The sequence below is a fragment of the Streptomyces sp. NPDC001393 genome (genome assembly GCF_053597455.1).
The window spans coordinates 117,936-135,157 of sequence record NZ_JBSFIH010000019.1 but is presented as its reverse complement, the minus strand read 5'-3'; the positions used below and the strand labels follow the sequence as shown (position 1 = coordinate 135,157).

At 70.8% G+C, this 17,222-nt stretch carries 7 protein-coding genes and 1 pseudogene; 3 read left to right on the top strand and 5 right to left on the bottom strand.

Features of this window, described 5'->3' with window-relative positions; all coding sequences use genetic code 11:
- The first annotated feature begins 112 nt into the window (after positions 1-112).
- Positions 113-3,916, top strand: a complete 3,804-nt coding sequence (locus ACWC2T_RS21765) for a GH92 family glycosyl hydrolase (RefSeq protein WP_450671990.1) — start codon at positions 113-115, stop codon at positions 3,914-3,916.
- 558 nt (positions 3,917-4,474) lie between these two features.
- The gene (locus ACWC2T_RS21760; RefSeq protein ID WP_450671989.1) at positions 4,475-7,144 is read left to right on the top strand and encodes a SpoIIE family protein phosphatase; all 2,670 of its coding nucleotides are present in this window, start codon (positions 4,475-4,477) and stop codon (positions 7,142-7,144) included.
- A gap of 222 nt (positions 7,145-7,366) precedes the next feature.
- Here ACWC2T_RS21760 and ACWC2T_RS21755 read toward each other — a convergent pair.
- The 3 genes and pseudogenes from ACWC2T_RS21755 to ACWC2T_RS21745 form a co-directional block, all read right to left on the bottom strand.
- Positions 7,367-7,489, bottom strand: a pseudogene (locus ACWC2T_RS21755) (histidine kinase dimerization/phospho-acceptor domain-containing protein); the annotation flags it as partial.
- Positions 7,490-8,159: 670 nt separating this feature from the next.
- Positions 8,160-10,877, bottom strand: coding sequence for an aconitate hydratase AcnA (acnA, locus tag ACWC2T_RS21750; RefSeq protein ID WP_450671988.1), 2,718 nt, complete (start codon positions 10,875-10,877; stop codon positions 8,160-8,162).
- A gap of 222 nt (positions 10,878-11,099) precedes the next feature.
- Positions 11,100-11,717: a hypothetical protein gene (locus ACWC2T_RS21745; RefSeq protein ID WP_450671987.1), complete on the bottom strand. Its 618-nt coding sequence runs from the start codon at positions 11,715-11,717 to the stop codon at positions 11,100-11,102.
- A gap of 209 nt (positions 11,718-11,926) precedes the next feature.
- Between ACWC2T_RS21745 and ACWC2T_RS21740 the strand changes: the two genes are divergently transcribed.
- The gene (locus ACWC2T_RS21740) at positions 11,927-13,456 is read left to right on the top strand and encodes a helix-turn-helix domain-containing protein (RefSeq protein ID WP_450671986.1); all 1,530 of its coding nucleotides are present in this window, start codon (positions 11,927-11,929) and stop codon (positions 13,454-13,456) included.
- A 37-nt stretch (positions 13,457-13,493) separates the two neighbouring features.
- On the opposite strand, the gene ACWC2T_RS21735 is transcribed toward ACWC2T_RS21740, so the two are convergent.
- Together ACWC2T_RS21735 and ACWC2T_RS21730 are read right to left on the bottom strand one after the other, a co-directional pair.
- Positions 13,494-14,633: an alpha/beta hydrolase gene (locus ACWC2T_RS21735; RefSeq protein ID WP_450671985.1), complete on the bottom strand. Its 1,140-nt coding sequence runs from the start codon at positions 14,631-14,633 to the stop codon at positions 13,494-13,496.
- A complete protein-coding gene (locus tag ACWC2T_RS21730; protein ID WP_450671984.1) occupies positions 14,630-17,161 on the bottom strand; it encodes a thioester reductase domain-containing protein in 2,532 nt (843 codons plus the stop codon). The genes ACWC2T_RS21735 and ACWC2T_RS21730 overlap by 4 nt, the downstream gene beginning before the upstream one ends.
- Between the last annotated feature and the right edge of the window lie 61 nt (positions 17,162-17,222).

The following is a 17,222-nucleotide window of genomic DNA, read 5'->3' as shown; positions in this document are numbered from 1 at the left end:
TGAATGCCACACCCAACAGCCTTGACATCACCGGTCACTTGACGCACTACTGGTTCCTGCGCGCCGAAGTTGACAACGTTGTCCAGAGCGGTCGCAGGAGGGGAATCCGTAGATGCAGCGGAGAACTCGGCACAGATGGGGCCAGGCGGTCGTCCTCACGGCCGCCTTTGTCATGGCCGCCGGCGCGCAGGGCGCGGCGGTCGCCCTGCCCGCCAAGGCTCCGGCCGCCGACCAGGAGTTCGCGTCCTCGTTCGAGACGGGTGATCCGGCTCCGGACTGGCTCAACACCGTCGACACCGCGCCGGACGGCACCAAGCGCGCCTCGGGGGTCGACGGCGGCTACAGCACCGGAATACCGGGCAATGTGAACGACCATGTCACCGATGTCCGGGCGAGCGGCGAGAACGCGGGCGCGGGCGAGGTCAAGGAGAACCTGGTCGACGGCGAGCCCGGCACCAAGTGGCTGACCTTCCAGCCCACCGGCTGGGTCGAGTTCGACCTCGACAAGCCCGTCAAGCTGGTGACGTACGCGCTCACCTCGGCCAACGACGACGCCGAGCGCGACCCGAGGGACTGGACGCTGCTCGGCTCCACCGACGGCAAGGACTGGAAGCCGGTCGACAGCCGGTCGGACGAGACCTTCTCCGAGCGCTTCCAGACGAAGTCCTACGACCTGGCCGAGCCCGCCGAGTACCAGCACTTCCGGCTGGAGATCACGAGGAACAACGGCGCCTCGGGCCTCCTCCAGCTCGCCGACGTGCAGTTCTCCACCGGCGGCGGGGGCGCCCCGGTGCCGCAGGACATGCTGACGCTGGTCGACAAGGGCCCGACCGCCTCGCCGACGGCCAAGGCCCGGGTCGGGTTCACCGGAAAGAGGGCGCTGCGCTACGCCGGACGGCACACGGCGGCCGGCCGGGCGTACTCGTACAACAAGGTCTTCGACGTGAACGTGAAGGTCGGCGGCGACACCCAGCTGTCGTACCGGATCTTTCCGCAGATGGCCGACGGCGACCGGGACTACGACGCCACGAACGTCTCCCTCGACCTGGCCTTCACCGACGGCACCTATCTGAGCGACCTGGGCGCGCTGGACCAGCACGGGTTCCCGCTGTCGCCGCGCGGGCAGGGCGAGTCGAAGTCGCTGTACGTCAACCAGTGGAACAACGTGGTCGCGCGGATCGGTGCGGTGGCGGCGGGCAAGACAGTCGACCGGATCCTGGTGGGGTACGACTCCCCCGCCGGGCCGGCGAAGTTCCGGGGCTGGATCGACGACGTGGCGATCAAGCCCGTACCGCCCGAGAAGCCGAAGGCGCATCTGTCGGACTACGCGCTGACCACGCGCGGCACCAACTCCAGCGGCAGCTTCTCGCGCGGCAACAACTTCCCGGCGACCGCCCTGCCGCACGGTTTCAACTTCTGGACGCCGGTGACCAACGCGTCGTCGCTGAGCTGGCTGTACGAATACGCACGTGCGAACAACGACGACAACCTGCCCACGATCCAGGCGTTCAGCGCGAGCCATGAGCCGAGCCCGTGGATGGGTGACCGGCAGACCTTCCAGGTGATGCCGTCCGCCGCCCCGGGCGCCCCGGACACCGGCCGTGCGGCGCGCGCGCTGCCGTTCCGGCACGAGAACGAGACCGCGCGGCCGTATTACTACGGGGTCCGTTTCGAGAACGGTCTCACCGCCGAGATGACCCCGACCGACCACGCGGCGATGCTGCGCTTCACCTACCCCGGCGACGACGCGAGCGTGCTGTTCGACAACGTCACCGAGCAGGCGGGGCTGACCCTCGACAAGGAGCACGGGATCGTCACCGGGTTCTCGGACGTGAAGTCGGGCCTGTCGACGGGTGCCACCCGGCTGTTCGTGTACGGCGAGTTCGACCGGCCGGTGACGGACGGCGCATCGAGCGGGGTGAAGGGGTACCTGCGCTTCGCCGCGGGCGCGGACCGCACCGTCACGCTGCGCCTGGCGACCTCGCTGATCAGCATCGACCAGGCGAAGGACAACCTGCGCCAGGAGATCCCGGACGGCACCTCGTTCACCGCGGTGAAGGAGCGGGCCCAGCGCACCTGGGACGAGCTGCTCGGCAGGGTCGAGGTGGCGGGCGCGACCCCGGACCAGCTGACCACGCTCTACTCCAGCATGTACCGGCTGTACCTCTACCCGAACTCGGGCTTCGAGAAGGTCGGGGACACCTACCAGTACGCCTCCCCCTTCTCCCCGATGCCGAGCCAGGACACCCCGACCCACACCGGTGCGAAGATCGTGGACGGCAAGGTGTACGTCAACAACGGCTTCTGGGACACCTACCGGACGACGTGGCCCGCGTACTCCTTCCTGACGCCCTCTCAGGCGGGTGAGCTGGCCGACGGGTTCGTGCAGCAGTACAAGGACGGCGGCTGGACCTCGCGCTGGTCCTCACCGGGGTACGCCGACCTGATGACCGGCACCTCCTCGGACGTGGCGTTCGCCGACGCCTACGTCAAGGGTGTGAGGTTCGACGCGAAGGCGGCCTACGACGCGGCCCTGAAGAACGCGACCGTCGTCCCGCCGATGTCGGGCGTGGGCCGCAAGGGCATGAGCACCTCGCCGTTCCTCGGCTACACCAGCACCGACACCGCCGAGGGCCTGTCCTGGGCGATGGAGGGCTACGTCAACGACTACGGCATAGCGAGGATGGGTGAGGCCCTGTACCGGAGGACGGGCGAGAAGCACTACCAGGAGGAGTCCGCGTACTTCCTCAACCGCGCCCAGGACTATGTGCACCTGTTCGACTCCAAGGCGGGCTTCTTCCAGGGCCGCGACGGAAACGGGAACTGGCGGCTGGACTCCTCCAAGTACGACCCGCGTGTCTGGGGGTACGACTACACGGAGACGAACGGCTGGGGCTACGCCTTCAGCGTCCCGCAGGACAGCCGGGGCCTGGCCAACCTGTACGGCGGCCGGCAGGCCCTCGCCGAGAAGCTGGACGCGTTCTTCTCCACCCCGGAGACCGCGTCCCCGGACTTCGTCGGCTCCTACGGCGGTGTCATCCACGAGATGACCGAGGCGCGGGACGTGCGGATGGGCATGCTCGGCCAGTCCAACCAGCCCGCGCACCACATCCCGTACATGTACGACGCGGCCGGTGAGCCCTGGAAGACGCAGGCGGCGGTCCGCGAGATCCTCTCCCGGCTCTACGCCGGCAGCGAGATCGGGCAGGGCTACCACGGCGACGAGGACAACGGCGAGCAGTCGGGCTGGTACCTGTTCTCCGCGCTCGGCTTCTATCCGCTGGTGATGGGCAGCGGCGAGTACGCCATCGGCTCCCCGCTGTTCAAGAAGGTCACCGTGCACCTGGAGAACGGCCACGACCTGGTGGTCAGGGCGCCCGGCAACAGCTCCAGGAACGTCTACGTCCAGGGCGTGACGTTCAACGGCCGTCCCTGGAGGTCGACTTCGCTGCCCCACTCGCTGCTGTCCCAGGGCGGGGTGCTGCAGTTCTCCATGGGCGCCAGGCCGTCGACCTGGGGCACGGGCAAGAACGCGGCCCCGGTCTCCATCACCCAGGACGACAAGGTGCCGGCGCCCCGCTCGGACGTCCTGAAGGGTGACGGCCCGCTCTTCGACAACACCTCGGCGACGGACGCCACGGTCACCTCGGTGGACCTGCCGGTGGACGGGGCCGTCAAGCCCGTCCAGTACACGCTGACCTCGTCGGCCGACCACACCAGGGCGCCGACCGGCTGGATGCTCCAGGGCTCCACCGACGGCACCACCTGGCAGACCCTGGACCACCGCTCCGGCGAATCGTTCGCCTGGGACCGCCAGACCCGGGCGTTCACGATCGCCACGCCGGGCACGTACACGAAGTACCGGCTGGTCCTGGACCGCGAGTCCACCCTGGCGGAGGTGGAGCTGCTGGCCTGACCGGGGCATGGGCGAGGGGGCGGATCCGTCCGGGTCCGCCCCCTGTGTCGTCCGGAAGGTCGTCCGGAAGCCCGGATGCGCGTGACGTCGTGGCGTCGTGGGGTCGTACCGAGTCGCGCACCGCGCGTCGCTCCAGCCGCAGGAACGACAACGGGCCCCACCGATACCACCGAAGACCCCATGCACCCCGGCGGGACACGCCAGGATCACCCGATCGGGCTACCCGAAGTGGATTGACATCGTTGTCCGTTGAGGCGGTAGAGTCATGTACAGAGCCCGAGACAACGTTGTCGAGCACGCAGCCGACCTCATGATCCGGCACCACCCGGGCGGGTTCCGAACCCCCCTCACCCGCCCGGCTCGCGGACCCGGTGCGCATGAACACCGGGTCCGCCCAGAGCGGTTCACGGCACCTGCGGCGCCGGATTTCCGCACCGATCTCCGGGCCTGCCCGCACGCCCTCGACCAGGGACGATTCACCTCAACCGGAGCAGAACACGTGTCCGGCTCATGGACGGGCCATAGCCACCCCGGCAACGCCGGTGCTACAAATGCGGCATGTCGGACATGACTGACCGACTCAGGCGTCCCCGCTGGCGATCTGTGATCGGCAAGAGCCCCAGGAGCGTCGCCGGGCAGGTCTTCGTCCTGCAGGTGGCGCTGGTCGTGGCGCTCGTACTCTGCGGGGTCCTCGGCCTTGTGCTGCAGTCGCAACGGGACACCAGCACCGAGGCCAGGCGGCGGTCCATCGCCGTCGCCCAGACCTTCGCGCACGCCCCCGGCATCCTGCAGGCGCTGCGCACGCCCCACCCGTCCAAGATCCTCCAGCCGCTCACCGAGGCGGGGCGCAGGGCCGCCGGCGTGGACTTCATCGTCGTCATGGACACCCACGGCATCCGCTACACCCACCCGATCCCCAGCAAGATCGGCAAACGCTTCGTGGGCCGGATCGGGCCGTCGCTGGCCGGCCAGGTGTACACGGAGAGCGTGCACGGCCCGCTCGGCCACGAGGAGCAGGCGACCGTGCCGATCGACGACAACCGCGGCAAGGTGGTCGCCCTCGTCTCCGCCGGGCTGAAGGTCAAGAACGTCACCAACGAGGTGAACCGGCAGCTGCCGATCATCCTGTCCACCGGTGCCGCGGCGCTCGTGGTGTCGACCGGGGGCACGGCTCTGGTGGGCAGGCGGCTGCGGAGGCAGACCCACAGCCTCGCCCCGGACGAGATGAGCCGCATGTACGAGCACCACGACACGGTGCTGCACTCGGTGCGGGAAGGCGTGCTGATCGTCGGCGCCGACGGGCGGCTGCTGCTGGTCAACGACGAGGCCAGGCGGCTCCTCGACCTGCCCGCCGAGGCCGAGGGACGGCACGTCTCCCATCTTGTGGGCCTCGACCCGGACATCGTGGAGCTGCTCGTCTCCGGGCGCGAGGCCACCGATGAGGTGCTGTTCGCCGGGGAACGGCTGCTGGCGGTCAACCAGCGGCCCACGGACCGGGCCGGATGCCCCGGAGCGACCGTGGTGACCCTCCGGGACTCCACCGAGCTCCAGGCGCTGTCCGGACGGGCGCAGGTCGCCAGGGAGCGGCTCAAGCTGCTCTACGACGCCGGTCTGGGCATCGGCAGCAGCCTCGACGTGGCCCGTACGGCGGAGGAGATGGCGCGGGTCGCCGTGCCCCGCTTCGCCGACTTCGTCACCGTGGACCTGGCAGACGCCGTGCTGCACGGCGAGGAGCCGGCCGCCACCGCGACGGACATGCGGCGCATCGCCGTGCACGGTGTGCGGGACGACCATCCGTTCTACGAGAAGGACCGGCTGATCGACTTCCTGCCGTCCACCCCCCAGGCGCGCGGCTACGACACCGGCCGCTCGGAGCTGGTGACCGACCTGCTCGCCGTTCAGGACTGGCAGGCACAGGATCCGCAGCGCGCCAGGGAGATCCTCGACTACGGCATCCAGTCGCTCATCGTCGCCCCGATCCGGGCCCGTGGCACCGTGCTGGGCACGGCGACCTTCTGGCGCGCGAAACGGGACGCCTTCGACGAGGAGGACCTGTCGCTGGCGGAGGAGCTGGTGGCCCGCGCCGCGGTCAGCATCGACAACGCCCGCCGGTACGCCCGTGAGCACGCGCTGGCGGTCACCCTGCAGCGCAGTCTGCTGCCGCGGGCGCTTCCCGAGCAGAGCGCCCTCGACGTCGGTTACCGCTATCTTCCGGCGCAGTCGGGGGTGAGCGGGGACTGGTTCGACGTGATCCCGCTGCCGGGGAGCCGGGTGGCACTGGTCGTCGGTGACGTGGTCGGCCACGGCCTGCACGCGGCCGCCACCATGGGACGACTGCGCACCGCGGTGCACAACTTCTCCACCCTCGACCTGCCGCCCGACGAGCTGCTGAGCCATCTGGACGACCTGGTCGCCCGCATCGACCAGGACGAGGCCTGTGCGGAGGCGGCCGGGGAGATCGCCGGCGCGACCTGTCTGTACGCGATCTACGACCCGGCGACGCGCCGCTGCACCATGGCGCGGGCCGGGCACCTGGCACCGGCGCTGGTCCACCCCGACGGCAGCGTCACCTTCGCCGACGTGCCGGCCGGGCCCCCGCTCGGCATCGGGGGCCTGCCCTTCCAGACGGCGGAGCTGGAGCTGGCCGAGGGCACCGAGCTCGTGCTGTACACCGACGGTCTGATCGAGGACCGCGCCCGCGACCTGGACGTGGGCATGGAGCTGCTGCGGCAGGCCGTGGCGGGCCATCCCGGCCGGGCACCGGACGACAGCTGCCAGGCGGTGCTGGACGAGATGCTGCCCGGCCGGCCCACGGACGACGTCGCGCTGCTCATCGCGCGCACCAGGGCGCTGACGCCCGGCCAGGTCGCCGAGTGGGACGTGCCCCCGGACCCGGCGGCCGTGTCCGACATGCGCCTGGCCGTGTCCGGGACACTGGACGAGTGGGGCCTGGCCGAGCTGGGCTTCCCCACGGAACTCGTGCTCAGCGAGTTGATCACCAACGCCATCCGCTACGGCGGCGAGCCGATCCGGGTACGGCTGATCCGGGACCGCACGCTGATCTGCGAGGTGGCCGACGGCAGCAACACCTCGCCGCATCTGCGGTACGCCGCGACCATGGACGAGGGCGGCCGGGGACTGTTCCTGGTGTCGCAGATGACGGAGCGCTGGGGCGTTCGGTACAGCCCGCAGGGCAAGGTGATCTGGGCGGAGCAGGCACTGCCGTAGGGCCCGCGCCTGACGCAGGCGGTGACCGCGCTGCTCGTCAACGCCTGCGTGCACACCCCGCCCGTTGAGTCGCCAGACGTGATCCGCTCCGAGCGCGCGGGTCTCCCGCACCGCCTCCGCGACCACTGCCGTGAGGTCCACCTCGGCCGTGTGCAGGGGGCGGCCCGCGTCCAGCCGGGCGGGCAGGAGCAGGTCCTCGACACCTCCCGTCATCCGGGCCGACTCGGCGGCGATCCGGCGCGAGGCCGCACCGGGGGCGATGCGGTTCATCAGCTCGGCGTAGCCGGCGATGGAGGCGAGCGGGGTGCGCAGTTCGTGGGCGGCGTCGGCGAGGAAGCGGCGCATCCGTTCCTCGCCGCGGCGGCGTTCGGCGAGCGAGGCCTCGACCTGGTCGATCATGCGGTTGAGGGCGGCGCCGACCTGGCCGGCCTCCGTGCCGGGGTCGGCATCGGGTGCGGGGACCCGGGCGAGTGCGGTGGGCCGGTCCGGTCCGAGCGGCGCCCGGGCGACCTGAGCCGCGGCGGCGGCGACCCGGCCGAGCAGCCCGGCCAGGACGCGGATGCTGTCGGCGTCGAGGGCGGTGACGCGGTAGGCGCCGAGTCCGGGGACGGTGCGGGTGTGGGCCCGGCCGTCGTGGGGGACGCCGGCGAGGGCGGTGCGCTGGGCGGGGCCGGCGTCCCGGCGTACGACGACGGCGGCGGCGAGGACGTGGCCGCCGGAGTCGAACCGGGCGGCGAGCAGTCCGGACGGGTGGCCTCCGGTGACGAGGAAGATCAGGTCGGCCGGGCGTTCGGGGTGGCGCGCGGCCCCGGTCAGCCCGTACTCGGCCGCGTCGCTCACCCGTCCGTCCAACTCGCCCATCAGATACGCACGTTGAGCGAGCACAGCGGTGAGCCCGAGCCCGGCGCACACACAGACGAGGGTGCCGGTGAGGAGCAGCAGCAGGGCCGTGACACGGCGAAGGGCCGCACCCCCGGTGCCGGGGATGCGGCCCTGAACCGCTGTGGCCTGCCGCTTACTTGCGGATCAGGTTGCGCAGCACGTACTGCATGATGCCGCCGTTGCGGTAGTAGTCGGCCTCACCGGGGGTGTCGATGCGGACGACCGCGTCGAACTCGACACCGGTGTCGGTGGTGACCTTGACCGTACGCGGGGTGGTGCCCTCGTTCAGCTCGGTCACGCCGGAGATGGAGAAGGTCTCCTCGCCGGTCAGGCCGAGGGACTCGGCCGAGGCACCCTCCGGGAACTGCAGCGGCAGGACGCCCATGCCGATGAGGTTGGAGCGGTGGATGCGCTCGTACGACTCGGCGATGACGGCCTTGACGCCGAGGAGGGCCGTGCCCTTGGCCGCCCAGTCGCGGGACGAGCCGGAGCCGTACTCCTTGCCGGCCAGGACGACCAGCGGGATGCCCTGCTCGATGTAGTTGCGCGAGGCGTCGTAGATGAAGGAGACCGGGCCGCCCTCCTGCGTGAAGTCGCGCGTGTAGCCGCCCTCGGTGCCCGGCGCGATCTGGTTGCGCAGGCGGATGTTGGCGAACGTACCGCGGATCATGACCTCGTGGTTGCCGCGGCGGGAGCCGTAGCTGTTGAAGTCGCGGCGCTCGACGCCGTGCTCCGTGAGGTACTGGCCGGCCGGGGTGTCGGCCTTGATGGCACCGGCCGGGGAGATGTGGTCGGTGGTGACCGAGTCGCCCAGCTTGGCGAGCACGCGGGCGCCGGCGATGTCCTCGACCGGGGCCGGCTCCATGCCCATGCCCTCGAAGTACGGGGGCTTGCGGACGTAGGTGGACTCGGCGTCCCACTCGAAGGTGTTGCCGGTCGGGACCGGGAGGGACTGCCACTGGGCGTCGCCCGCGAAGACGTCCGCGTAGGACTTCTCGAACATGTCCTCGCCGATGGCGTGGGCGACGACGTCGTTGACCTCGGCCTCGGTCGGCCAGATGTCCTTCAGGTAGACCGGGTTGCCGTCCTGGTCGGTGCCCAGGGCGTCACGGGTGATGTCCACCTTCATGGAGCCCGCGATGGCGTACGCGACGACCAGCGGCGGGGAGGCCAGGTAGTTCATCTTGACGTCGGGGTTGATACGGCCCTCGAAGTTCCGGTTGCCGGACAGGACCGAGGTGACCGCGAGGTCGTGGTCGTTGACGGCCTTGGAGACCTCCTCCGGCAGCGGGCCGGAGTTGCCGATGCAGGTGGTGCAGCCGTAACCGACGAGGTTGAAGCCCAGCTTGTCCAGGTACGGGGTGAGGCCGGCCTTCTCGAAGTAGTCGGTGACGACCTTCGAGCCCGGGGCGAGGGTGGACTTGACCCACGGCTTGCGGGTCAGGCCCTTCTCGACCGCCTTCTTGGCGACCAGGGCGGCGCCGATCATGACGTACGGGTTGGAGGTGTTGGTGCAGGAGGTGATGGCCGCGACCGTCACCGCACCGTGGTCCAGCTCGTAGGTCGTGCCGTCGGGGGCGGTGACCGGAACCGGGTTGGAGGGGAAGCCGTTGGGGTGGACGGCCGGGGCGTCGGAGGCCGGGAAGGACTCCTTGCCCGCCTCGTCGATGTCGTCGACGTAGTTGCGGACGTCCAGCTTGAACTGCTCGGCGGCGTTCGCGAGGACGATGCGGTCCTGCGGGCGCTTCGGGCCGGCGATGGACGGGACGACCGTGGACAGGTCCAGTTCGAGCTTCTCGGAGAAGTCCGGCTCGGCCTTCGGGTCCAGCCAGAGGCCCTGCTGCTTGGCGTAGGCCTCGACCAGGGCGACCTGCTGCTCGGAGCGGCCGGTCAGGCGCAGGTAGTTGAGGGTCTCGTCGTCTACGGGGAAGATCGCGGCGGTGGAGCCGAACTCCGGCGACATGTTGCCGATGGTGGCGCGGTTGGCGAGCGAGGTGGCGGCCACGCCCTCGCCGTAGAACTCGACGAACTTGCCGACCACACCGTGCTTGCGGAGCATCTCGGTGATGGTGAGCACGAGGTCGGTGGCGGTGGTGCCGGGCTGCAGCTCACCGGTGAGCTTGAAGCCGACGACGCGCGGGATGAGCATGGAGACCGGCTGGCCGAGCATGGCGGCCTCGGCCTCGATGCCGCCGACGCCCCAGCCGAGGACGCCGAGGCCGTTGACCATGGTGGTGTGCGAGTCGGTGCCGACCAGGGTGTCCGGGTAGGCCTTGCCGTCGCGGACCATCACGACACGGGCCAGGTGCTCGATGTTCACCTGGTGGACGATGCCGGTGCCGGGCGGGACGACCTTGAACTCGTCGAAGGCGGTCTGGCCCCAGCGCAGGAACTGGTAGCGCTCCTTGTTGCGGCCGTACTCCAGCTCGACGTTCTGCTTGAAGGCGTCGTTGGTGCCGAACTTGTCGGCGATGACGGAGTGGTCGATGACCAGCTCGGCCGGGGCCAGCGGGTTGATCTTGGCGGGGTCGCCGCCGAGCTCCTTCACGGCCTCACGCATGGTCGCGAGGTCCACGACACAGGGCACGCCGGTGAAGTCCTGCATGATCACGCGGGCCGGCGTGAACTGGATCTCCTGGCTGGGCTGGGCCTGGGAGTCCCAGCCGCCGAGGGCGCGGATGTGGTCGGCGGTGATGTTCGCGCCGTCCTCCGTGCGGAGCAGATTCTCCAGCAGGACCTTGAGGCTGTACGGCAGGCGGGCCGAGCCCTCCACCTTGTCCAGCCGGAAGATCTCGTACGACTCGTCGCCCACCTGCAGCGTGCTGCGGGCGTCGAAGCTGTTCGCCGACACGACAGTCTCCTTCATTGATGTGCGCGTACCACCGTCAATCGTGCCGCCACGCCGGCTTGGCCGAACCAGTAAGGTAAGGCTAAGTTAGGCATGCCTTACTGGTGTGGCGGCTACGGTGCGCCTCGGCAGATATCTCGATGTCGAGATAACACTAGTACATGGGCGCGGCCCGGTCATGCCCAACCCGGCCCGGCATGCGCTCCGCGCCGCGCCGGACGGCGGCTACCAGCTCCGCTCGGCGGTCATCTTGGCGGGCGCCAGGACCTCCACGTGCCCCCGATCGCCGTACACGGACTGCCGCCAGCGCGCGAACACCGCGGCGGCGCGCTCCCGCTTGTCGTCGTCCCAGACGCCGTAGTCGACCCACACATCGGCCTCCGTGCGACCGTCGCTCCCCGGCGTGCGGACGCAGACCCTGTCGACATGGGCCGCGATGGCGGCGTCCGCCTTGTCGGCGCTCGCCGTCAGATAGGCGCGGAATTCGAGGGCCATCGGGAACCAGCGGTGCGGACCGGTCTGCGGCACGCCCGAGCCGTTCTCGCTGGTGTCGTCGACGGCGGGCCCCTGGTCGTCGGACGTCGTGTCCGGGAGCTGCTGGTCGTCGCTGGTGGTGTCGACGGCGGGCCCCTGGTCGTCGGACGTCGTGTCCGGGAGCTGCTGGTCGTCGTCCGTGGTGTCCGGAGCCCTTTCCTCGGTGTCACACGTCCTGTCGACCGCGGACGACCGCGGTGCGGGCGAGTCGCCCTTCGCGACGCCCGCGCGCTGCGTACCGCAGGAGACGAGCGCACAACAGCCGGCGAGCAGCGCGGCGACGAGGCGCCGGCGCGTCTTGGTCCTCATGTGTATCCCCCTTCGGGAACAGAGAGGGACACGCCTGGACGGGGGTTGCCTGGGTAACCGAGTGTCATACGACATCGGTGGATTTGCCCGGATCCTTCCGGGCGTCGTCACGCCGTTGCGCCAGGGCGCACTGACGGACCGTCACGGGTGTCACCCGAACGGACCCCCCGAACGGGGTGCCATCTCATATCTGAGATAACCTCAACCTCATGGCAGACGACTACCTCGTACGCATCGGCAAGCTCATCCGTGACGCCCGGCAACACCGAGGCTGGACACAGACGCAGCTCGCGGAGGCGCTCGGCACCAGTCAGAGTGCGGTCAACCGCATCGAGCGCGGGAACCAGAACATCAGCCTTGAGATGATCGCCCGCATCGGTGAGGCCCTGGACAGCGAGATCGTGTCGCTGGGCTATGCGGGTCCGATGCATCTGCGCGTGGTCGGTGGTCGCCGTCTGTCCGGCGCCATCGACGTGAAGACGAGCAAGAACGCCTGCGTCGCCCTGCTGTGCGCCTCGCTGCTCAACAAGGGACGCACGGTGCTGCGCCGGGTCGCGCGGATCGAGGAGGTGTACCGCCTGCTGGAGGTGCTCAACTCCATCGGCGTGCGCACCCGCTGGATCAACGACGGCGTCGACCTCGAACTGGTGCCGCCGGCCGAGCTGGAGATGGCGGCGATCGACGCGGAGGCCGCCGTACGCACCCGCTCGATCATCATGTTCTTCGGCCCGCTGCTGCACCGTATGGACCACTTCAAGTTGCCGTACGCCGGCGGCTGTGACCTCGGCACGCGGACCATCGAGCCGCACATGATCGCGCTGCGCCGGTTCGGTCTGGACATCGCCGCCACCGAGGGCCAGTACCATGCGCAGGTCGACCGCACGGTCCGCCCCGACCGGCCGATCGTGCTGACCGAACGCGGCGACACCGTGACCGAGAACGCGCTGCTGGCCGCCGCCCGGCACGACGGCGTGACGGTCATCCGCAACGCCTCCTCCAACTACATGGTCCAGGACCTGTGCTTCTTCCTGGAGGCCCTCGGCGTCCGGGTCGAGGGCATCGGCACCACCACGCTGACCGTGCACGGCGTGCCGAACATCGACGCCGACGTGGACTACTCCCCCTCCGAGGACCCGGTCGAGGCGATGAGCCTGCTGGCCGCCGCCGTGGTGACGGAGTCGGAACTGACGGTCCGCCGCGTCCCCATCGAGTTCCTGGAGATCGAGCTGGCGGTCCTGGAGGAGATGGGCCTCGACCACGACCGCAGCCCCGAGTACTTCGCGGACAACGGCCGTACGCGGCTGGTGGACCTGACCGTCCGCCCCTCCAAGCTCGAAGCCCCCATCGACAAGATCCACCCCATGCCCTTCCCGGGTCTGAACATCGACAACGTCCCGTTCTTCGCGGCGATCGCGGCCGTCGCGCAGGGCAAGACGCTCATCCACGACTGGGTCTACGACAACCGCGCGATCTACCTCACGGACCTCAACCGCCTCGGCGGCCGCCTCCAGCTCCTCGACCCGCACCGGGTCCTGGTCGAGGGCCCGACCCGCTGGCGCGCCGCCGAGATGATGTGCCCGCCGGCCCTGCGCCCCGCCGTGGTCGTCCTGCTGGCGATGATGGCGGCCGAGGGCACGTCCGTGTTGCGGAACGTGTACGTCATCAACCGGGGTTACGAGGATCTCGCCGAGCGCCTGAACTCCATCGGGGCACAGATCGAGATCTTCCGCGACATCTGAAAGTCCCCCGAGAACGGCGGTGACGGACGGCCGGCCGTCACCGCCGTTCGCCGAGGAAATCGAGGATGTGACCGAAGACGTCCAGGGCGGCGCCCCGGCCGAGGAACGTGTCCAGGTGGCCGTAACCGGGGATCTCGGTGTAGGACACGTCCAACTGGGGCTGCCGGTGGGCGAGTACGTCGTGGCAGAGCCGCTGGGAGTCCAGCCACAGCCCGTTCTCGCTGCCGGAGAGCAGCAGTACGGGGGTGTCGATGCGGCCGGCCGCGTCCAGCGCATTGGGCGGCAGGGCTCGGTAGCGGTGGTCGGTGTCGTGCCAGCGGACCACGCTGCGGGCCAGCTCGATGCGGCGCAGATGGGGCAGGATCCACAGCGGCGCGGGGCCGAGGAGGTCGGCGAGGCGGTCGTGGGTGGCCTCGGACAGGTTCTCGTGCACGAAGAGCGAGGCGCCCGTGCCCCAGGCGGAGTTGTGCAGGATCTGGCAGGTCGGGTCCGGGCAGCTCGCCTTCCGTGACGCCAGTGCGAACAGCGGAGTGTACCTCGACCACAGGCCCACCGTGCGGAAGTCGACCGGGATGTGGTCGATCCGTGTCTTCAGCAGCTCACCCGCCAGTGACATCCGCAGCGATGTCCGGCCGGCGAGCTTCGGCGTCAGGAACACCCCCTGGGACACCACGCCGGCCAGGCCCGGGACCAGTCCCGCCGCCATGCTCAGGGACAGCGTGAGCGAGCCGATGCAGTGGGCGACCACGAACAGCGGACGGTCGCCCGTGCGCTCGCGGACGTGACGGACGGCCGCGGGGATGTCGTACAGGGCCACGTCGTCGTACGTGTACCGCTGGCCGGTCTCGTTGTACGGCAGCCGGCAGCTGCCCCGCCAGTCCAGCAGCCAGGGCTCGTAGCCGTCGTCGAGGAGGACGTCGACCAGATTGCGGGTCTCCGGCAGCAGGAACATGTCGGCGGACGCGGTGTGTCCGTGCAGGAGCAGCACGGCGGGGCGGTCCGCGGCGCCGGTGTGGATGCGGGTCAGGCCGAGGTGGACGCCGTCGTCCGCCCGGAAGGGGATCTCCTCGACACAGGCCGGGTCGAGGCGGTGGTGGAGCGGGCGCAGGGCCGCGGTGGTCCTGACCCGGCGCAGCGCCGGCCGGGTCGGGCGCGAGGTGGTCGTCCTGAAGATCATCGGTGGTGCTCCGTGAGGGTCGGGGTGCGGCGCAGGTCGAGCAGGTCCGCGGCGGCGCGGGCGAACGGGCCGAGCAGGCCGCGGCCCATCTCCAGGCCGAACCAGGCGAGCCAGGTCAGCTTGGCGGCCCGCTTCTCCTGGCTGGTCAGACGCGGGTCGACCTTGATGCCGTCGATCTGGTCGCGGACGTAGGAGTCCGCGGGCACGACGACCTCGCCCGCCAGGCTCGCCGCCTCGCCCTCGCGGCCGATCCGCACGGTCAGCGCGCGGGTCTGCCGCCACAGGTCGCGGCGGGCCCGGGCGTACTTGTGGCCCTCCAGCCACCAGTGGCCGCCATCGGCGTCGCGCAACCGCAGCCGGTAGCGCAGGAGTTGGTGCCTGAGTCCGTGCTGTTGCGGGATCCCCTCCTCGGGGCGGATCCAGACGTCGCCGCGCTCGACGGTCAGCGGCTCGGGATGTACGGCGGCGCAGACGACCTCACCGGTCACGTCGACCCTGCGCTCCTTCACCAGCTGGTACATGCTCGCGATGGAGAGGGTGAGGGCCATGGAGCAGGGGCTGTCGGCGGGGGCGCCGACCGGTCCCACGCCGCCCTGTGTCGTCTCGGAGAACCACAGGTAGGGCTGGTCGTCCTTGTGCGGCAGCCGGGCGAGGCCGTCCTCGGCGAGCCGCTCGAAGGTCCTCAGCTGGGCCTGCGCGTCGTAGCGGGCCGCGGGCGGCAGCCCTAGCGCCTCGACCAGCGCGGCGGTGCGTGCCCCTTCGGCCGCCGGGCCCTTCAGGGTCGCCTCGCACAGCTTGAGGGCGGTCGGGCTCTGCAACACCCTGGAAAGGAAGGCGAGTTCGGGTACCGGTTCGGCCGCGAGGCGGGCCAGAGCGTCGGTGCGCCACTCGTCCCAGTCCTGGACGCGCACGTGCATGCCGCCGAGCGCCATGTCACGGACGACCTCGTCGAGGGTGTTGGGCACGCCGGTGAGGTGGTAGTCGTAGCCCCAGGCGTCGGGCTCGCAGATCGCGGCGACGGCGACCCGGCTCACCCAGTCCACCGGGGCCGCGTTCAGGTAGCGGAAGGCCGGTACGGTGCGGAAGCGGCCGAAGGCCGAGATCAGGCCGCTGCTGAGGTCCTGCGGGTTGTAGGCGCCGGTCTTCGTGTGGCCGCCGATGCCGCCGGGGCGCAGCGCGGTGACGACCAGGCCGTGGTCGCGGGCACGGCGCAGGGCCACCTCGGCGGCCCACTTCGACTGGTCGTAGCCCGAGACGAGCCGGTCGACATGGGCGAGCGGGTCGTCCTCGCCCATGGAGGTGATGCCGACCTCGTTGAAGACGGCGATCGAGGAGATGTGGTGCAGCGGCTTGGGCCGCCCGGTGGCCGCGAGTTCGGCGAGGGTGAGCGCGCCGAGGACGTTGCTCGCCCGCAGCGACTGGTAGCCGCGCAGGAAGTCCACGGCCGCGGCCACGCCCACGACGCTGTCCAGTTCATGGGCGAGCGTGTGCCACAGGTCGTCGGACAGGCCGAGCCGCGGCCGCCGGATGTCGCCGGGCAGCACGGTCACCCGGCGCCGCACCTCCGACGACCAGGGCAGCCGGTAACTCTTCAGCGCCTCGCCGAGCCGGGCGACGGCCGCCTCCTCGTCGGTCGCGCGCACCAGGCAGTAGACATGTGCGTCGCTGTGCCGGAGCAGGTCGAGCAGCATGTGGCTGCCGAGGAAGCCGGTGGCGCCGGTCAGCAGGATCCGGCGGGGCGGCAGCGGCTCGGGCACGTCGGCGAACGGCAGGCGGTCGGCGAGGGCCAGATCGGCGAGGATCTGGTCGAGATCCTCGCGGCGGGCCCTGGAATACCGGTCGTCGCCGCTGCCGACAGGGGGGCGGAGCGCCGGTGGAGTGCGCGGAGTCGGGACCGGAAGGGTGCGCGGGGCGGGAGCCGGGAGAGCGCCCGCCGTGGAGAGCGGCAGCGTGCCAGGGGCCGGAGCCACTTCGGCACCGGCGCGGGAGGCGGGCAGCGTACCGGAGGCCGGCAGCGTGCCAGGGGCCGGAGCCACAACAGCACCCGCGCCGGAAACCGGCTCTGTGGCGGCGGCCGGCACGGCGGTGGGCGCCGGGGTGTCTGCGTGCACGGCCGGCGGGGTGACCCCGCTCGGCGCTTCCGCCCCGGTCGCCTGCAGCCAGCGCCGGGCGAGGCTGATCGGACGGGCGTCGGCGAACACCTCGTCCAGGTCGAACTCGATGCCCAGCTCGCCCTCCAGCTCCGCGACGAGCTCCACGGCGTGCACGGACGTGCCTCCCGCGTCGAAGAAGTCGGCGTCGGGCGACAGGTGTCCCGCGGGCAGATGGCGGCCCGCCGCGGCGGCGATGGCGGCGGCCAGGCCGTCCACGTCCCGGGGCGGGGCGGGGGCGGGGGCGGCACCGGAGTCCGCGCCGGTGGCGGCCTGCGTCACCCTGGCCAGCAGGTCGTCCACGCCGAGCCCGCCGCCACCGCGCTCGATCGCCTCGGCGGTCGCCCGCTGCCCGGAGTCCTCCGTCACGTCACGCATGAGAGCCCTTCATCGATGTGCGCGTCTTTCCGTTGCCTTTGACAAGGTCCTTGCCGCGGGA

Excerpts from the sequence above, each read along its gene's own strand:
- ACWC2T_RS21765 (WP_450671990.1), top strand. The coding sequence starts at position 113 with ATGCAGCGGAGAACTCGGCACAGATGGGGCCAGGCGGTCGTCCTCACG.
- ACWC2T_RS21760 (WP_450671989.1), top strand. The coding sequence starts at position 4,475 with ATGTCGGACATGACTGACCGACTCAGGCGTCCCCGCTGGCGATCTGTG.
- ACWC2T_RS21745 (WP_450671987.1), bottom strand. The coding sequence starts at position 11,717 with ATGAGGACCAAGACGCGCCGGCGCCTCGTCGCCGCGCTGCTCGCCGGC.
- ACWC2T_RS21740 (WP_450671986.1), top strand. The coding sequence starts at position 11,927 with ATGGCAGACGACTACCTCGTACGCATCGGCAAGCTCATCCGTGACGCC.
- ACWC2T_RS21735 (WP_450671985.1), bottom strand. The coding sequence starts at position 14,633 with ATGATCTTCAGGACGACCACCTCGCGCCCGACCCGGCCGGCGCTGCGC.
- ACWC2T_RS21730 (WP_450671984.1), bottom strand. The coding sequence starts at position 17,161 with ATGCGTGACGTGACGGAGGACTCCGGGCAGCGGGCGACCGCCGAGGCG.